Origin of the sequence: Methylicorpusculum sp., assembly GCF_030651835.1 — a bacterium.
Taxonomy (GTDB): Bacteria; Pseudomonadota; Gammaproteobacteria; order Methylococcales; family Methylomonadaceae; genus Methylicorpusculum.
On record NZ_JAUSBX010000020.1, the window covers coordinates 1 to 17,314 of the forward strand.

Below are 17,314 nucleotides of genomic sequence, written 5' to 3' on the forward strand. Positions count from 1 at the left end.
TGGGTGTAGGTGGTTGATTGAAAAGGCTTCTGCAACAGGGATGTTGCAGAGAGCTACAGGGACGTATTGATGCGTCCTTTGAAATCAAGCACCTACACCCTTAATTCAAAGCGGGCGAGTAGTTACCGGTTTTACTATTGATTATTTCGGCGGTTATTAGATGCAACAAAATCCAAATCCGGTAAAAACAGTCGCTGTCATCGGTGGCGGTCCAGCGGGACTGATGGCTGCCGAAGTGCTAGTCGATGCCGGTTTGACGGTTCATGTTTATGATGCGATGCCTTCGGTAGGACGCAAATTTTTGATTGCTGGCAAAGGCGGCATGAATATTACCCATTCCGAACCGTTACCTCAATTTTTGACACGCTATGGCAAAAGACAAGCCGCACTTGAGCCCTGTGTGAATCAATTCAGCCCGGAAAGACTCAAAGCCTGGCTGGCAGAACTGGGTATTCAAAGTTTTACTGGCAGTTCAGGTCGCGTATTTCCTGAGCAGATGAAAGCCGCTCCCTTATTGAGAAGCTGGTTACACCGTTTGCGTGAGAGCGGCGTAAAATTCTTCATGCGGCATGAATGGCTCAACTGGCAAGCCATGGAGCAGGGATATTTACTGCAATTCAACACCCCGGATGGCATAAAAACGCAGCAAACCGATGCATTTATACTTGCGCTGGGGGGCGGCAGCTGGGCCAAGTTAGGTTCGACTGGCGCATGGGTTTTTTTACTGCAGAATCAGGGAATACCGGTCGCGCCTTTATTGCCGTCAAACTGCGGTTTTGATGTCGCCTGGTCTGAATATTTCAGTGAGCATTTTGCCGGACAACCGGTTAAAACAGTGGTGATGTCTTTTACAGACAGTCAGGGCAACAGAGTTTCAAAGCGAGGTGAATTTAACATTACGTCAACCGGTGTAGAAGGCAGTCTCATTTATGCCTTGTCTTCGGTTCTACGCGATGAAATACGTTCATCCGGTTATGCGGATGTACTCATTGATTTGTTACCCGATATTCCTCTGAATCGGTTGATGGAACGTTTGGAACAACCACGCGGGAAATCATCGCTTACCAATCACTTGAGAAAAAAAGCCGGGTTAAATGGCATAAAGACCGGCCTTTTGCGCGAGTGTGTTGCCCCTGGTCGGTTTGACGATATGCCGCATCTGGCTCACTCGATCAAATATGTACCTTTGAGAGTCATCGCGACAAGACCTTTGGATGAGGCAATCAGCAGCGCCGGAGGCGTTGTTTTTGAAGCGCTGACCGGTGACCTGATGATTAAGGCGTGGCCAGGAATTTTTTGTGCAGGAGAAATGCTCGACTGGGAGGCGCCTACCGGCGGCTATTTGCTGACGGCGTGTCTGGCTACCGGAAGAGCCGCGGGACAAGGTGTTATAAGCTGGTTAGGGTTGCCGGTTGAAAGTAAAATGAAAGGTTGATCCGTTAAACTGCAATCTCGTTGGGAATATGTGATTACATTTTTGCTGGTAATTAATGGTTTACGATGTAATTGATATAGCTCTAACGCGAGGTTGTTTTAAAAAAGGATTTACTTTGACTCGTCGAGTTATCGTTTCGATTTTGTCCTGCTTCTCCTACTTTCCCCCCCTTAGAAAGGGGTTGCAGGGCAGAATGGGAATTGCTTCATTTTTGCAGGTAAGGGCGTTATTTCCGAATTACGTCCTTACCACCAAACTTTCCAAAGCGCAGCAAGATTGCCGGCAACAACAACAAATTCAATAACGTTGATGAGGCCAAGCCCCCAATAATGATGGCGGCCATGGGGCCCATAATTTCCCTACCCGGATTATCACTGTCAAAAGCGATAGGCGACATCGCCAAGGCCGTGACCAAAGCGGTCATCAGTATCGAAGGTAATCGTTCTTGAGCGCCCTGCGTCACTGTCTCCAGGTTCCAGGGTTTACCCTCGGTTTCAGTCAGGTAGCGGTAATGAGATAACAGCATGATGCTGTTGCGAACAGTGATGCCGAAGAGTGTCACAAAGCCAACGACTGAGCCTATAGAAAGACTTTCGCCACTCAACAAAACAGCGGCAATACCTCCCACTAATGAAAACGGCAGGTTGACCAGAGTGATCAGCGTATGCCGGAAACTGCCCAAGGCAATATAGATAAAGATCATCACGCCGGTTCCGGCCAGCAATGAATGCAATATCAGGTCTTTTCGGGCTTTGCTCTGTTCTATCGCGGCTCCGGTGAATTCCGGATACATGTTCGCAGGAAAGCTGATGGTATTAAAAACGCGAGATTTTAAGTCCAATATAAAGGCGTCATAGTCCCGGTCAACCACGTTGGCCGTGATGGCCTGCCTGCGCTGTGCGTTTTGATGCAGAATATTATAGCGGCCACTGGTCAATCTGATATCGGCGACTTGAGCCAAGGTAATCAAGGTGCCATCCAGCGTTCGTATCGGTAACCGCCCCAGCAGATCGGGTCGATGCCGGAATTCGGGCGTGAGCGTCACGTTGATATCAAAGATACGGTTACCCTGGATATTTTTGCCTATCAGCTTGCTTTGATAAGCTGTCTGGATGACATTCATCACCTCAATCGATCTTAAGCCCCAAAAGTTGAGCTTGTCCTCTCTCAGGTTGACCTGAATAACCGGTGTAGCAGGCGGTGAGCGCAGTTGCACTTCTGCTGCTCCAGGGACGGTGCGCATGACGGCTGCAACCTCCTCCGCTTTAAGGTCCATGGCGTTTAAATCATTTCCGAATATGTTAACCACGACAGGCGATGTATAGCCAGAGATAGTCTCATCAACACGTTCGGTAAGAAAGGTGTTGGCTTCATACAGAATGCCGGGAAAGGCGCCAAGAATTTTGCGCAACGCCGTCAGGATTCGCTGTTGTTCCCGGCCGGACATCGGTTTTAGACGCACTTCAAACTCACTGTAATGACTGCCGTAGGTATCGGCGCCCCGTTCAGCCCGGCCCGCCCATTGCGAAACCGATTCAATGCCCGGAATTTTTAAAAACGCTTCGGTGATTCGGCTGCCGATGCGAATGGATTCCTGCAGTGAGGTTCCCGGAATACTGGTGGTGTGAACTATGTAGTGGCCTTCACGCAATTCCGGTAAAAATTTACTACCCATGCCAAAGAAGGCAAAAATGCCGCTCAGACAAAGAAGTGAACTGATGAGTAACACGGTTTTGAACTGGCGGGTCACAAAGCCTAGCGCTTTCTGGTAGGCGGGTTTAATCAATCGAATGGCCGGCGGTTCTTTGGCGTCATTAAGCTGTTTGCCCAATAACAGGTAACACAAGGCCGGTGTTAACGTCAGTGCAACCAGCAAAGACATCAGAATGGCGAGAATGTAGGAAATCCCCAAAGGCGCAAACAGGCGTCCAGCGGTTCCGCCTAAAGTCAGTAAAGGCACAAAGGCCAGTGCGACGATAAAGCTGGCATAGACAACCGAACTGCGCACTTCCAGGGATGCATTAGAGATAACCTCAGACAAAGGCAGGGGCGAAGGAATGAGGCGATTTTCGCGCAGTCTGCGGAATATATTTTCCGTGTCGATAATGGCGTCATCGACGACTTCGCCCAGAGCAATGGCCAGTCCGCCAAGCACCATGATATTCAGATTAATCCCGGATTCCAGCAGAATCACGATGGCGGAAATCAGCGAAACCGGAATCGCAACTGCCGAAATGACGGCGGTACGCAGGTTAAACAAAAACGCGTACAAAATAATCAGGACGAACAAACCGCCGAACAATAAGTGACCTGATAAATTGGTCAAGGATGCTTCAATGTAATCGGCCGGACGAAATAAATGCGGATAAAAGTTGATGTCATGGGTTTGAAACAGGGTACTGAATTCGGTTAGTGTTTCCTCTACCTGTTTTGATACGGTCAACGTATTCGACCCGAATTGACCGATCACCATCATGACGATCCCGGGTTTTCCCATGATTTGAGCAGCACCTATGGGCGCATCAGGCGCATGGCGGATCAGCGCGACATCTCCCAGCGTCACAGCCCGGCCTTGCTGGTGTTTAAGCACGACACCTGCAAATGTTTCAGGAGTGGCTTTTTGCCCGGTGACTTCCAGAGTAAAGCGCTGGTTGGTATTTTCTATAAAACCACTGCCTTGCACTTGAGCGGCCTCCGATGCCGCGAGAATAACCTCGTTCAGTGCCAGGTTGAAACGCTGTAATTTGAGCGGATCAACCTGAATCTGCAGCTGTTGAATTTCGCCTCCGAAGACATTGATGTCGGCCACGCCCGGGACAGCCAGTAGTCTGGGAACGATGGTCCAATCCACCAGATTACGCAATGTCATCAAATCGCTTTTGTCCGAATTCAAACCGATGGTCAGGACAGTCGCTGATGAAGACGACAGCGGGACGGCGGTTGGCGCGCTGACAACTCCTTGAGGTAACTGGTTTGCCAAACCGGCCAGCCGTTCACCCAATAACTGGCGGTTGCGGTAGATGTCGCTGTCTTCGCTAAACGTTGCCGTGACAATGGACAGGCCCTGAATGGACTCGGAACGAACGTTATGGAGCTGGCTGAGGCCTCTAATAGCGCTTTCTATCTGTTGGGTGACTAAAATTTCGACTTGTTCGGCTGAATAACCCGGCGCTTCGGTCTGAATCGTAATTTGTTTGGGCGAAAACTCCGGAAATACATCAAGTCCTGCCAATGCAAAGCGATACAGTCCGTAGCCGAACAGCAGCACAGCCATGACCGCTACAAGGCCCGCATAACGGATTGAAAATCGGATCAGTGCCGTCAGCATGGCAAGCTAGTCATCATCGTCTTCATCAGGAATTTGGGCTTTAAATTCCTCTGACAACAGCATTTGCGCGCCGGTTATGACTATTTCTTCACCGGCTGATAGACCTTGACTGATGAAATAGCCGTTCTGAGCTTCATCAAACGTTTGGATGGCGCGGCGATTAAAGTGTTCCGGGCCGGTTTTGATATAAACAAACGCTTGCCCAAGGTGCCAGATCAAAGCCGTGCCGGGTATGATGACTCCGGACAGTGCTTCTTGCTGTTTCGGCAGCCAGGCAGCAACGCGGGCGCCAGGTCGAATGCCGGGATGCCGGGTTGTAAAAAAATGACTTTCCCCTTGTGTCAGCCCGTCAAGTTGTGGTGCTTTAGCGATCCATTCGGCACTTTGCGCCTGATCTCTTTGGCCGGATGGACTCACGGCCAATTTTTGACCCGCCGGATTGAGCAGGGTTGTGCCGGGAAAGGTGATCAGTAACAACGCTTGTTGTCCGGTTAAATAAGGTGTAACGGAAAGGCTGTCTTGTTGCAAAAACAGGCCTGTCAGTTTTTCTCCCCAATTCATGAGGGCTTCGTTGCGAATACCTTGTGTGGTCCATTGCGCATTTTGAGATAAGGCCTGTTCCGATTGAAACAGCGCCTGCTGTTCTTCCAGGGTGCGTTTTGCAGCGACTCCGCTGTCATGCAAGTGGCGTGTCCGGGCCATGGATTTTTGCGTCAATTGCAAACGGGCCCGGCTATTTTGTGTTTCTGCCAGCGCGCTTAAATAACGGTTTCTAAGGTCCAATAGGGGCTGCAGACTCATGGCATTGCCGTAAACAGCCATTTCAGGCAGAAAACTCTCGGCTTTCAAAATCACTGTTTTAATGCCGGACAAGGCTTGTTGATCTGTTTCTATCTCAACGTCAGCGCGCTGACTTGCCTCATCCGATTCCGGGCTGGTAAAGCCTGGAATGCTGATCAAGCCAAGCGTTGTGGCGGCAATCAGACAAAGCGGCTTTAAGATGTTGACGGCAGTCAGTCTGGACATTCAGTTTAAAAAGTAGGTAGAGTAGCTTAAATTCAAAAACGATATTTTTATTACGGAGCTCAGCAGCAATTCTCAGTTTGATCTTTTCGGCGTCCTTTTGGGCTGGGAAAAGCCTTTTGAGGAACGCCGTAAACCCTTCCAGGGATGTTTGACAGCAGCATCTGACCGCCAAGGACGGTGGAAATGCAGATTTTGTCCGGAATAAAAATCTGCCCTGCTGCGGACATCCTCAAAAAGCTTCCCCCAGCCCTTTTTTCTCTTCAAATTGAGAATTGCTTTGAGATCAGGGGCTCGCTTGAAATAATGGCAAAAATTAGGCGCCAAGGGATAAACTTAAGCGAGGCGGCTTGATTTGCTGGAAGAGATTATAAGACGGACTGAAATCTATAATTAATTTTTTGTTGTTTTATTGGATTGCAGGTTATTCTTTAGCATCGCTTGAAATGGATAGCAGGGTAGTCCCCGACTTTCGAAATCGGCCCGTTTTAAAGGTGTGTTATTTGTCGGTTTACGGTTCAAAAATAATACACTATGTGCCAGCGAAGCTTATCCAATAAAGTCAAGCCTTTATAAATCAATAAACCTTATCGACGAAACAGGCTTGTAAAAGTTGTTTCCGGATTTAAACTAACCAGGTATGCAGGATAATGAACGAATTACCCGATAACTTAAAATATGCAAAAACCCATGAATGGGCAAAGCTGGAAGATGATAATTTAGTGCGTGTCGGCATTACCGATTTTGCACAATCTGAACTAGGCGACCTGGTTTTTATCGAGTTGCCTAAAATAGGGCGGCAATTAAAAACAGGTGAACAATGCTCGGTTGTTGAGTCGGTAAAAACCGCATCGGATTTATACAGCCCTGTTTCGGGTGAGGTCGTGTTTGTTAACGAAAACTTAAACGACTCACCTGAACAGGTGAATGATGATGCCTATACTTCCTGGTTGTTTTGCATAAAAGCAGATAATCCTTCCGAACTTGATGCATTGATGGATGCCGATGACTACCAAAAAATGATTGACGGTTGAAATGGTTTGTCAGAAATGACACTTGTCATTTTTCTGACAAATTACAAGACTAACATGGACGTTTTGGATAATGGACAGTCGAACAATCATGGCAAATCAAAACGCAAAAGGCATAAAACGCATTTTTAATGCAGTGTTCTTTTCAATCGCGGGGTTTAAGGCAACTTGGTCGCATGAAGAAGCGTTCAGGCAGGAAGTGCTCCTGTTTGTTGTTACGACACCCGTAGCGCTATGGTTGGGTGAAACGGCCACAGACAAGCTGTTGCTGATCGGCAGTATGGTTCTGGTCTTGGTGGTTGAGTTGTTAAATTCGGCGGTGGAAGCGGTTGTTGATCGCGTGGGTCTGGATCATCACGAGTTGTCCGGGAGAGCGAAAGACATCGGATCGGCTGCTGTTATGTTGTCTTTGCTCTGGGCCGCTGTGACTTGGGGCGTGATATTATTGTAATTTTTTGAAATTCGCAGGCTTTTCATTTTTTATAATGAGCGGCAGACTGCGGTTTGTTAACAAGGGGTTCTGAGGAATTTATGAGTGCATTGATCTGTGGTTCTATGGCTTACGATACCATCATGGTATTTCATGATAAATTTAAAAATCATATTTTGCCTGATAAGGTCCACATTCTGAATGTATCTTTTTTGGTGCCGGTGATGCGCCGGGAATATGGCGGATGTGCAGGTAACATAGCCTATAACCTTAAATTGCTGGGTGAAGATCCTTACATTATGGCGACTGTCGGGCATGATTTCGAGCCTTATGCACAGTGGTTGTGCCAATGCGGTATCTCCAGAGACCATATTCGGATACTCGACGACAACTATACGGGGCAGGCCTATATCACCACCGATGAAGATGATAATCAGATTACTGCATTTCATCCCGGTGCAATGAATATGTCACACCTGAATGAAGTGCCTACCAATCTTCCTATCAGTATCGGCATCGTCTCTCCTGATGGTAAAGAAGGCATGCAGCGTCATGCCGAGCAATTTGTTGAACAGGGTATTCCGTTTATTTTTGATCCGGGTCAAGGTATGCCCATGTTCAATGGCGAGGAATTGATTCATTTTCTGGATCAGGCTACCTGGGTGACCTTGAACGACTATGAATCAGAACTCATGCAGGAACGCACTGGACTGAGCCTGGAAGAAATAGCTGAAAAAGTCGATGCGTTGATTGTTACGCTGGGTGCAAACGGTTCAAAAATTTACACGCAAGAAGAATGCATTGAAATTCCAGCCGCTAAACCAAAATCGATTAATGATCCAACGGGTTGCGGTGATGCCTTTAGAGCCGGATTGTTATACGGTTTAATTAACGAAATGAGTTGGCGGGTTACCGGTCGCATTGCTTCTTTACTGGGAGCCATCAAAATAGAACACCACGGCACTCAGAATCATGGCTTTTCAATGGAAAGCTTCAAAGCCCGCTATAAAGAGAATTTCGGTTCTTCTTTTTAATGCTCCAGCATACCCAAAAATTGCTAGCCATCATGGCGCGCCTGCGTTCTCCGGACGGCGGCTGCGCTTGGGATATCCAGCAGGATTTCTACAGTTTAATTCCTTTTACGATTGAAGAAGCCTATGAAGTGGCTGATGCGATTGAACGCAGCGACTGGGATGATTTGCGACTGGAATTAGGCGATTTGCTGTTGCAGGTTGCTTTTCATGCGCAGATTGCTGAGGAACAGGGCCTGTTTAATTTCGAACAAGTCGCCGAAAGCATTTGTGAAAAACTGGTTAGACGGCACCCGCATGTGTTTGGTGACACGCACTATCATGATGATGACGAGCGAAAAAAAGCCTGGGAAGATGCCAAGCTGGAAGAGCGACAAAGTAAAAAACGCAGCGCTTTACCCGACAGTGTTTTGGACGGTGTTCCCGGAAATCTTCCGGCATTGGTGCAATGCGAAAAGATTCAGAATCGCGCCGCAGGCCAGGGTTTTGATTGGCCCGAGGTATTGCCGGTATTCAATAAAGTCATGGAAGAACTGGAAGAAGTCAGGGAAGCTTGGGAATCCGGAGATCAGGTTCATATTCAGGAAGAAATCGGCGATTTATTACTCGTAGCCGTCAATTTGGCCCGCCATCTTAAAGTCAATCCTGAAATCGCGTTGCGGGAAAGCACTAAGAAATTTTCCAGCCGTTTTCAATACATAGAACAGCAAGTGCTGGCTTCAGGTCGTGGAATGCGGGACTGCGAACTCGCAGAGCTTGATGAACTCTGGAATGAAGCCAAGCGAGTGCTCAAAGGGCGGAAAGTGTAAAGACGCAATGGTTTTTTGCTCAGGATTTTGTTGACCAAGGCCTGAGTTAAGATCAGCAGAAACTTGGACGATGCGCCGTGTAGGTTTGGTTGGCTTTCGCCAACCGCAACCTACACGGGGCATCACCTTTATTTTTGTGGCAAAGCTGAATAGTTTTGACTTAGGATTCCGTCATAAATAACTTCCCGGAATTCGGATTGTGTCGAACCGTACGATTATCCCAGCAACGCTCAGTTTGATCTTTTCGGCGTCATTCCGGGCTGGGAAAAGCCTTTTGAGGAACGCCGTAAACCCTTCCATGGGGGCTTGACAGCAGCATCTGACCGCCAAGGACGGTGGAAATGCAGATTTTGTCTGGAATAAAAATCTGCCCTGCTGCCGACATCCTCAAAAACTTCCCCCAGCCCTTTTTTCTCTTCAAATTGAGAATTGCTGCGATTATCTCCCCTCTTTGAAAAAAAGAGGCTAGGGGATGGTTTTTAATAAATCCCTCTCGATCCCCTTTTTTCAAAGGGGGAAATTATTTGTAGCGATATCCTTAATAGTTCCATTGCAACTGGGTGCGGAGCAAGTCGCCTGAGGCTTGGCCAAGGTAGTCGTTGCCGATGACTGTGTTGGTTCTGTCCATCATGGTATAGGTCATCACCAGTTCCAGCGCTTTCATCATTTGCCATTCAAAGCCAAAATCGATTTCCTCGACATGAGTGTAGGTCGCGTTCACGGCTCCTTTGTGCGGACCGTCGTAGTGTTGCCATTTGACGAACGGGATTAAAGTACCTTGAGTGTCGAAAATATTGTCGATCTTATACATGGCTTGAACATAGCCACCTCTCAGAGACTTTCTTTCGATAATGTTATCTTCAACATTCAGAGCAGGGCCTTTACCCCAGTTCCATTCAGCTTGAAAGCCGAAAGGTTGCGGGAACAAAATCGCATGGATCGCTGCGCGATCTTCGCTATTGCCTTTATTATCTTGAGTAGGGGGCTTATCTCGCTTTATACCATCGAATGTGGTGTATGCGCTACGGCTATTTACATTAAATTTACCGGATATGGCATCCGCGCCAACTTCCAGAACCTGCCCATTAAACATGGAACCTAAAAAGTCCAGTTCGATCGGGTAGGTTGCATGGGCCACCATATAAAGGTCATCGTTGCGCTCATCTTTATTCAAGCTCTGGCCGTTGTAGACACCGAAGCCTAATACGCCATAATCACCCGATGTTTTCAGACCTTTCAGGCTTAAATCTTTCCACAGTTTTTGTACATGGGTAGGCGACCAGTAAGCGAACAAGCCTAAATCGCGTTCGCTGGGTACCGCACTGTTGAGTGCATCTGCCCGGTCCAGTGATAAGCGATTTTGTGATGATTGCAGGTTTTCCCAACCAAACGGAACTTTGGATTGACCTGCGCGGATACGGTATTCATGGCTTTTATCAAAGGCCAGATCGGCATACGCGTCACGCAACTGCGCAAAGTTCTGATCACCATTCGTAGTAGCAAAATCCGGTTGAATATAAAGAGATACATATTCGTTGATGTCGCCCGAGAATACCAAACGAACTCGACGGAACGAGAAATTGCTGTTGTCCTTGATCGATTTGTCTCCCTCGTTAGAACGCAACTCGGGTTGACCCGCTACCCGATCGCCGGTCAGTTTTTGGTTATAACGAAGCTGGGTATAACCTCTTAGGCTGATTTTGTTAAACCATTTTTCGTCATTTTTAGCATTCGCTTCTTTGACCGCGACGACGCGCTCCTCCAGTTCTTTAAACTCTTGCTCCTTGTTTTTCAAATCATTGCGAATCTCGGCCATTTCCTCGTTTTGCTTGGTTTTGTCTTCCACTTTTTCAAACGTACCCAATTTAATCCGTCCCGGACCGTCTTCGGCAAAAAGCTGCTTGGTTTCGCTGTCCATATAAAGATCTATTGCAAAAGCGCTGGTCGAAAGGCTGAAGCCAAGAACTGAAATGATCGCCAACTTCATTTTTGTAAGTTTCATGTAAGCTTGTCTAAGAGTAGAAAATGCGGCAATCTTATAGGCTTAAAATGACAGTTTTATGACAGAAATATGACAGTTGTGTGACAATTTTAATGATTGCAGGAAAACCATCTTATTGCTGTACAGCACATCCTACTAATCTTTCATTTTCTGGGGTGATGCGCTGACTGCCCAGCGTTTGAACAATGACTCTGTTGCATGAAAAGCTGGCGCTAGAATTTAAGTTCTAGCGTATGAATGAAGTGGCTTATTAAATTAGGTCTTTTCAAAAAATCAAATCACCCCGCCATCAATGACCGGTATAACCCGATAGCCGATACCCGCCCCTTTGAATTCGGATTTGAGTCGGGCGATGAGCGCCGTTAGCCCGGCCTGATCCAGGTACATCTGAAAACGGATCTTGCGTTGCCGTCCGGTGACCTGTTCGGCCGTTGATAATCCTTCATTCCGGTGATCGTGAGCACTGACCGGAAAACTGATAAATCCAAGTTCGGATTCAATCTCCAAAAGACAATCGACAATCGCTTCTTCAATGCTTGGGGGTACGCTGAGCGTGACCATAAATTCATTTTTGCTCATGATCAGGCTTCCTTGGGTTGACCAAATAGTTTGAATAAAATCGGTAATAGAAACAAGGTCAGAAAGGTCGATGAAACCAGACCGCCTATCACGACGATTGCCAATGGCCGTTGAATTTCAGAACCCGGCCCTGTTGCAAACAGCAATGGAATTAAGCCGAAAGCTGCAATAGTGGCGGTCATCATGACCGGGCGCAGTCTGCGTAACGAGCCGGTAATAACGACATCTCCTATAGCCATGCCGGTCGCGCGCAACTGATTGAAGTAGCTGACCATGACCACACCATTCAGGACGGCAATACCCAGCAAGGCAATAAAACCTACCGAGGCGGGTACAGACAGATATTCACCCGATAGCCAGAGGCCAAATACGCCGCCGATCATGGCCAGCGGAATATTGGATAAAACCAGCGTGGCTTGTCTGACTGAGCCGAAAGTCGAGAAGAGTAACAGGAAAATCAAAGCCAGCGCTACCGGGATAACAATGGTCAGTCTCGCTGCAGCGCGCTGCTGATTTTCAAATTGGCCGCCGAACTCCACAAAATAGCCGGCCGGCAGCTTCACTTTTTCGGCAATCGTGCGGCGCGCTTCATCAACAAAACCGACCAGATCCCGGTTATCAACGTTGCTGCGAATGACGACAAAGCGTTGTCCTCGTTCCCGTTCAACAGACACGACGCCTTCGACACGCTTTAAATGTGCGACGGCTGTGATGGGTACTTTTTCGCCACTGGGTAGCGTGATCTGCAGGCTTTCAAAATCAGCCGATGAGCTGGCGCCGCGTAAAATCAAGGGGATTCGTTTGATGCCTTCTTGCACAATACCGAGATTTAATCCCTCTATCTGAGAACGCAGCAGCGTTTGCAGGCCGTCGCCATTCAGACCCAGACGGCCCAGGGCTAAACTGTCCAGTTCAACGGATAAAAATTGCATGCCTTCATTTTGTTTGGCAAAGACATCAGTGGAGCCGGAGATATTTTTAAGTAGAGTAACTATTTCCTGGGCTTTTTCATTCAGAAGTGCCAGATCGCTGCCGAATAATTTAACAGCCAGATCGCCGCGGGTGCCGGTCAGCATTTCGGAAACGCGCATTTCAATGGGTTGTGTAAAACCATAAGCAATACCCGGCGTTCCGGCCATGACTTTACGTATTTCGTCGATCAAGGCTTCCTTGCTGCCCATACGCCATTCTTCCTTGGGTTTTAAAACGAGGAAGGTGTCTGTTTCGTTGAGGCCCATCGGATCCAGGCCTAGCTCATCCGAGCCGACGCGAGAGACTATTTTGACGACCTCAGGGACATTTTTAAGAATATTCTGTTGCACTTTACCGTCGAGCTTAACCGACTGGTCTAGCGTGATGGACGGCAGTTTTTCCAATTGAATGATGATATCGCCTTCATCCAGCGTCGGCATAAAGGTACTGCCTATCTGGCTGAAGATGAAAACGGTGATGACCATTAAAATGCCAACGCCGCTAAAAAGTTTTTTAGCATTGCCCATGCACCATTCCAGCATGGGCCGGTAAAGCCGGATCAATTGCCTGGGTAGCCAAGGTTCTTCGTGTGATATATTTTTTAGCAGGTAAGACGCCAACACCGGAATGATGCTTAATGACAATAATAATGAACCGCTCAGCGCAAAGACGATGGTCAGAGCCACCGGTCTGAATAATTTACCTTCCAGACCTTGCAAGGTCAGCAACGGTAAAAATACGATGATGATAATTAAAATACCCGAAACGACAGGTGCGGCAACTTCCCGGGTGGCTCTGTAGATGACATGTAATTTAGGCAGGCGTGAAGCTTTTTCCTGATGGGCCAAGTGGGTGATGATATTTTCCACTACCACTACCGCTGCATCCACCAGCATGCCTATTGCGATAGCCAAGCCGCCCAGGCTCATCAAATTGGCCGACATATCCATGCCCCGCATCAGAATAAATGTCACCAGTGCTGCCAAAGGCAGAGCCAGCGCCACAGTCAGTGCCGCGCGTAAATTGCCCAGAAATAATAGCAGCAGAATAACTACCAGTACGATCGCTTCTACCAATGCCTTGATGACGGTATGAACGGCTTTGCCGACCAAATCGCCGCGATTGTAAAATACGTCGATATGAACGCCCTCCGGAAATGCGGAACTGATATCCTCCAGTTTCTGCTCAATCAGGTTGATGGTTTGCTGGGCGTTGGCTCCGCGCAGGCTCAAGACCAGGCCGGTAACCGATTCACCTTCTCCGTTTTTACTGACTGCGCCATAGCGGGTCATTGAGCCGGTCCGAATTTCGGCGATGTCGCCGACTCTGATCGGTGTTCCCTGGTCATTGCTGACCACAATGTTACGAATGTCTTCCTGGGTTTTGATGCGGCCTTCGGCGCGGACAATCAGGGCTTCTTCACCTTCCGTGAGACGACCTGCGCCGTCATTACGGTTATTGTGTTCCAAAGCGTTGATTAATTGATCGATACCGATATGCCGGGCTGACATGCGGGTGTTATCGGGTACTACTTCAAAGCTTCTGACCAGACCGCCCAATGAATTGACATCGGCAACACCGGGCACGGTTCTCAATGCCGGCCGGATAACCCAATCCAATAAGCTGCGCCGCTCCATCAAGCTGAGATCGCCGCCTTCGACGGAAAACATGAACATCTCGCCCAAAGGTGTGGTCATCGGGGCGATCCCGCCCTGAATGCCTGCGGGCAACTCACCCCAAACGGTATTCAAGCGTTCAGCAACTTGTTGACGTGCCCAGAAAATATCGGTGCCTTCTTCAAAATCCAGCGTGATGTCGGTCATCGCATACTTGGCGATGGAGCGCAGCATGGTTTGATGCGGTATGCCCAGCAATTCCACTTCTATCGGTGCGGTGATCCGGCTCTCGATTTCTTCCGGCGTCATGCCGGGCGATTTGACAATGATCTTGACTTGCGTCGGAGACACCTCGGGAAAGGCATCAATGGGAATATCGCTGACAGCATAATAGCCGCCTCCCGCTAGCGCTATCATCAACAACAGCATTAAGATGCGCTGTGAGAGAGCAAAACGAATGACGTTGATCATCAGTCTGCATCCCCTAAGCCCAGCCAATTGGCTTTTAGAGCAGCAGCTCCGCTTAATGCGACAACGGATTGAGCCGGCAAATTACTGCTAATAAATGATTCGCTCTCTTGTTTGCCGATGATCTGAACAGGGGAAACCAAAAAGCCTTGCTCATTCTTGATGAATATAAACGCTTGGTCTTGATGCTGTGCGATGGCCTCATTGGGCAGCTTGATAGCCGGTTGTTCAAGCACTTTGATAACATTCACCTGTAAACTTTGGCCGGGACGAACTTCGTTTTGGGGGGCTTGAATGACGGCGCGGGCCGTTATTGTCTGGTTCTGATCATTGACGCTCTGACCCAAAAGGCTGATTTTGGCCGTCACTTCCGAGTCAGTGATAGTGACTTTGTCGCCTAAATGAATCGTGTTAATTTTTTCCTGCGGAATGCTCAGTTCCAACCACAGTTCGGTGAGGTCGGCGATAAGGAATAAGGCGGTCTGATTATCCACCCGGCTGCCCGTGGTAGTTTTATTTTCGAGCACAACACCGGAGATGGGGGCGACCACATTCAGCAAACTGTTCAGTTGTCGTGTCGTCTCCAGTTGTTTGATCGCGACCTCGGTCATGCCGGTCAAACGCAGCAGTTGCCGGGCTTCATTGGTTTCGGCGCTCAACGAGTCATAGCGGCTGCGTGATTCCTGCAAACGGCTGTTCGCGATAATGCCGCTGTCAGCCATCTTTTTGTCACGCTGAAAAACTGACTCGGCCAGACGCAGTTCATTGCCCGCTTTAAGATATTGTCGTTGCAGGTTCAATAATTCCGGGCTGTTAATTTGCGCCAGTAATTGACCTTGGCTGACTTTGTCGCCTAACGCGACTGCAATTTTGGTGATCAATCCGCCTTGAGCCGCGCTGACCCAGTTTTCTTTGTTAGGAGGAATAATGGCTTTGGCCGCAACTTGCAGAAGAGGAATTTCCTGAACGGGTATTAACTGACCCGTTTTGATGCCCAGCGCCTGTATTTGGGCTTGGGAAATTACGATCTGTCGGGTTTCTTTGCCGGCTTCCTTTAATGGAGCGGGTGCGCTGACGGCCGGTGCGATTGTTTCCGGCACTGTTTCCCGAGCTGGTGCTATTTCATCGGCAACGCTGTTAAGCACGATTAGGTTCAAGGTCAGAGCCAAGGTTTTAACTAATTTCATGGCAATACTCCTACCGCCTGGTTATAAAGGGCAATGTCGCGCTGGAGCATGACCGCACGTTCGTTGGCATAGAGGATGGATTGTTGGGTACGTGCCTGAATTTTAAGCAAATCCATCAGATTGATTTCTCCGGCCGAAAAGCTGAGTTCAGTCATTGCTAAATGTTCTTCGGCCAGTTGTTTAAGCTGGTTGGCATTATCCTGTTCAGCCCGGTTTACTTCCAATGCATGTTCTGCTTCATGATGCGCCAGTTCCAGGTTTCGGTATAGCTGATCACGCTGGGTAATCAGTTTGTTCACTTCCACATTCACGGCGGCAATCTGGGGCGCCATATGAGCGCTGCCGCCAAAGGGGACGGAGACGCCGATATTGAAGCTTTCTGTGTAATTACTGCGGGGGTCGTTGTTGCCTCTGTCGCTGTTGATGCCTACCGCCACATGTGTTTGGCCCGAGCCTATCCTTCTGATGGTTTCAAGTTCGGCTTGTTTGCGGTCAATTAGACTGTTTACCGCCACCAAGTCCGGATGGTTTTGTTGAATTTCAGTCAGTTCCGATAAGGATTCCTGATAGTGGCCGGGAATTTTAGAGTTTTGTGCAATGCTGATATAGCGTTTCCGGGCGTGCATGATTTCCGCTTCTGCGAGGGTCAGCGAGGATTGCTTTTGCAACAATTCGCTTTGGGCGAGCAACAGGTCGGAGCGGGGTAAATCGCCCAGTTCATAACGTTGCCGGACTTTATCCAGTAAGGCCTGGGTGACCTCTTTGTCCGTTTTGGCCTGATTGTATTTGATGTTGGCCAATTCTATGTCCCAGAGGGTCGCTCTGATCAGGCCGGCAATTCTGAGTTTGACCGCCGATTTTTGAGATTGGGCGCTGTTTCCGGCTTGTTTTGCCAGCGCTTGTTCGGCGTCGCGTTGCCCCGGATTCCATAAAGGCACCTGGACTGCCGCATCCAGAATATGCAGCGTGCCACTGGTTGCTTCCTGGAATGCCAGGCCTGCAGTCGCAGCTCCGGCTGTCCAACTTTGGCCGCGCTCGGCAATGGCGGCAGATTCTTCTTCCAAAGCATTCAGCCATGAGGCATCCGGGTATTTCTCCAGCGTGGCATCAATAACCTGGCTTAGTGTCAAACCGGCATCCACTTCGATAGGATCTTGATGTCCGGTGCTGGTTAGCGGCTCCGCTTGGCCCGTCAGGGCAGTGGTCTGCAGGCTTATCAGCAATCCGGCTCTCAACAGGTTGAGGGCAAACATAGTTAACTCCAAAAGCGGTTAGGTCACGAAATGCACAAAAGACACTCTTCGAATGACGCACTGATATAAGGTTTGTCGTTTAATACGATCGTGTTTTTACTCCATTTGGAAACTGGACGTTTTTCGACCAGTTAGGAGTACTGTTTTTCG

13 protein-coding genes are annotated in these 17,314 nt (G+C 48.6%); 5 read left to right on the forward strand and 8 right to left on the reverse strand.

Going from position 1 to position 17,314, the window contains the following annotated elements; genetic code table 11:
* Nucleotides 1–160: 160 nt before the first annotated feature.
* The gene (locus tag Q7V32_RS02320) at nt 161–1,435 is read left to right on the forward strand and encodes a TIGR03862 family flavoprotein (RefSeq protein ID WP_304895380.1); all 1,275 of its coding nucleotides are present in this window, start codon (nt 161–163) and stop codon (nt 1,433–1,435) included.
* Between the two features lie 226 nt (nt 1,436–1,661).
* Here the strand turns inward: Q7V32_RS02320 and Q7V32_RS02325 are convergent, their stop codons facing one another.
* Both Q7V32_RS02325 and Q7V32_RS02330 read right to left on the reverse strand, forming a co-directional pair.
* Nucleotides 1,662–4,763, reverse strand: a complete 3,102-nt coding sequence (locus tag Q7V32_RS02325) for an efflux RND transporter permease subunit (RefSeq protein WP_304895381.1) — start codon at nt 4,761–4,763, stop codon at nt 1,662–1,664.
* A gap of 6 nt (nt 4,764–4,769) precedes the next feature.
* On the reverse strand, nt 4,770–5,789 hold the full coding sequence (locus Q7V32_RS02330; protein ID WP_304895382.1) for an efflux RND transporter periplasmic adaptor subunit: 1,020 nt from the start codon (nt 5,787–5,789) through the stop codon (nt 4,770–4,772).
* A gap of 647 nt (nt 5,790–6,436) precedes the next feature.
* On the opposite strand from Q7V32_RS02330, the gene gcvH reads away from it, so the two are divergent.
* The 4 genes from gcvH (at nt 6,437) to mazG (ending at nt 9,087) form a co-directional block, all read left to right on the forward strand.
* Nucleotides 6,437–6,820, forward strand: coding sequence for a glycine cleavage system protein GcvH (gene gcvH, locus Q7V32_RS02335; protein ID WP_304895383.1), 384 nt, complete (start codon nt 6,437–6,439; stop codon nt 6,818–6,820).
* 88 nt (nt 6,821–6,908) lie between these two features.
* Nucleotides 6,909–7,268 carry a diacylglycerol kinase gene (locus Q7V32_RS02340; protein WP_304895384.1) on the forward strand — a complete coding sequence of 120 codons (360 nt, stop codon included), beginning with the start codon at nt 6,909–6,911 and terminating at the stop codon, nt 7,266–7,268.
* Between the two features lie 80 nt (nt 7,269–7,348).
* Complete coding sequence (locus tag Q7V32_RS02345; protein WP_304895385.1) at nt 7,349–8,281, forward strand: carbohydrate kinase family protein; 933 nt, start codon at nt 7,349–7,351, stop codon at nt 8,279–8,281.
* A complete protein-coding gene (mazG, locus tag Q7V32_RS02350) occupies nt 8,281–9,087 on the forward strand; it encodes a nucleoside triphosphate pyrophosphohydrolase (RefSeq protein WP_304895386.1) in 807 nt (268 codons plus the stop codon). The genes Q7V32_RS02345 and mazG overlap by 1 nt, the downstream gene beginning before the upstream one ends.
* Before the next feature lie 250 nt (nt 9,088–9,337).
* Here the strand turns inward: mazG and Q7V32_RS02355 are convergent, their stop codons facing one another.
* The 6 genes from Q7V32_RS02355 to Q7V32_RS02380 all read right to left on the reverse strand — a co-directional run bounded on the left by Q7V32_RS02355 (nt 9,338) and on the right by Q7V32_RS02380 (nt 17,164).
* Nucleotides 9,338–9,598 (reverse strand): hypothetical protein, encoded by a 261-nt coding sequence (locus Q7V32_RS02355; RefSeq protein ID WP_304895387.1) that lies wholly within the window; start codon nt 9,596–9,598, stop codon nt 9,338–9,340.
* 27 nt (nt 9,599–9,625) lie between these two features.
* A complete protein-coding gene (locus Q7V32_RS02360) occupies nt 9,626–11,089 on the reverse strand; it encodes a porin (protein WP_304895388.1) in 1,464 nt (487 codons plus the stop codon).
* A 273-nt stretch (nt 11,090–11,362) separates the two neighbouring features.
* On the reverse strand, nt 11,363–11,668 hold the full coding sequence (locus tag Q7V32_RS02365) for a DUF3240 family protein (RefSeq protein WP_304895389.1): 306 nt from the start codon (nt 11,666–11,668) through the stop codon (nt 11,363–11,365).
* A 2-nt stretch (nt 11,669–11,670) separates the two neighbouring features.
* Nucleotides 11,671–14,727 (reverse strand): efflux RND transporter permease subunit, encoded by a 3,057-nt coding sequence (locus Q7V32_RS02370; protein ID WP_304895390.1) that lies wholly within the window; start codon nt 14,725–14,727, stop codon nt 11,671–11,673.
* Nucleotides 14,727–15,911: an efflux RND transporter periplasmic adaptor subunit gene (locus Q7V32_RS02375; protein ID WP_304895391.1), complete on the reverse strand. Its 1,185-nt coding sequence runs from the start codon at nt 15,909–15,911 to the stop codon at nt 14,727–14,729. The genes Q7V32_RS02370 and Q7V32_RS02375 overlap by 1 nt, the downstream gene beginning before the upstream one ends.
* Complete coding sequence (locus Q7V32_RS02380) at nt 15,908–17,164, reverse strand: TolC family protein (RefSeq protein ID WP_304895392.1); 1,257 nt, start codon at nt 17,162–17,164, stop codon at nt 15,908–15,910. Before Q7V32_RS02380 ends, Q7V32_RS02375 begins: the two co-directional genes overlap by 4 nt.
* Between the last annotated feature and the right edge of the window lie 150 nt (nt 17,165–17,314).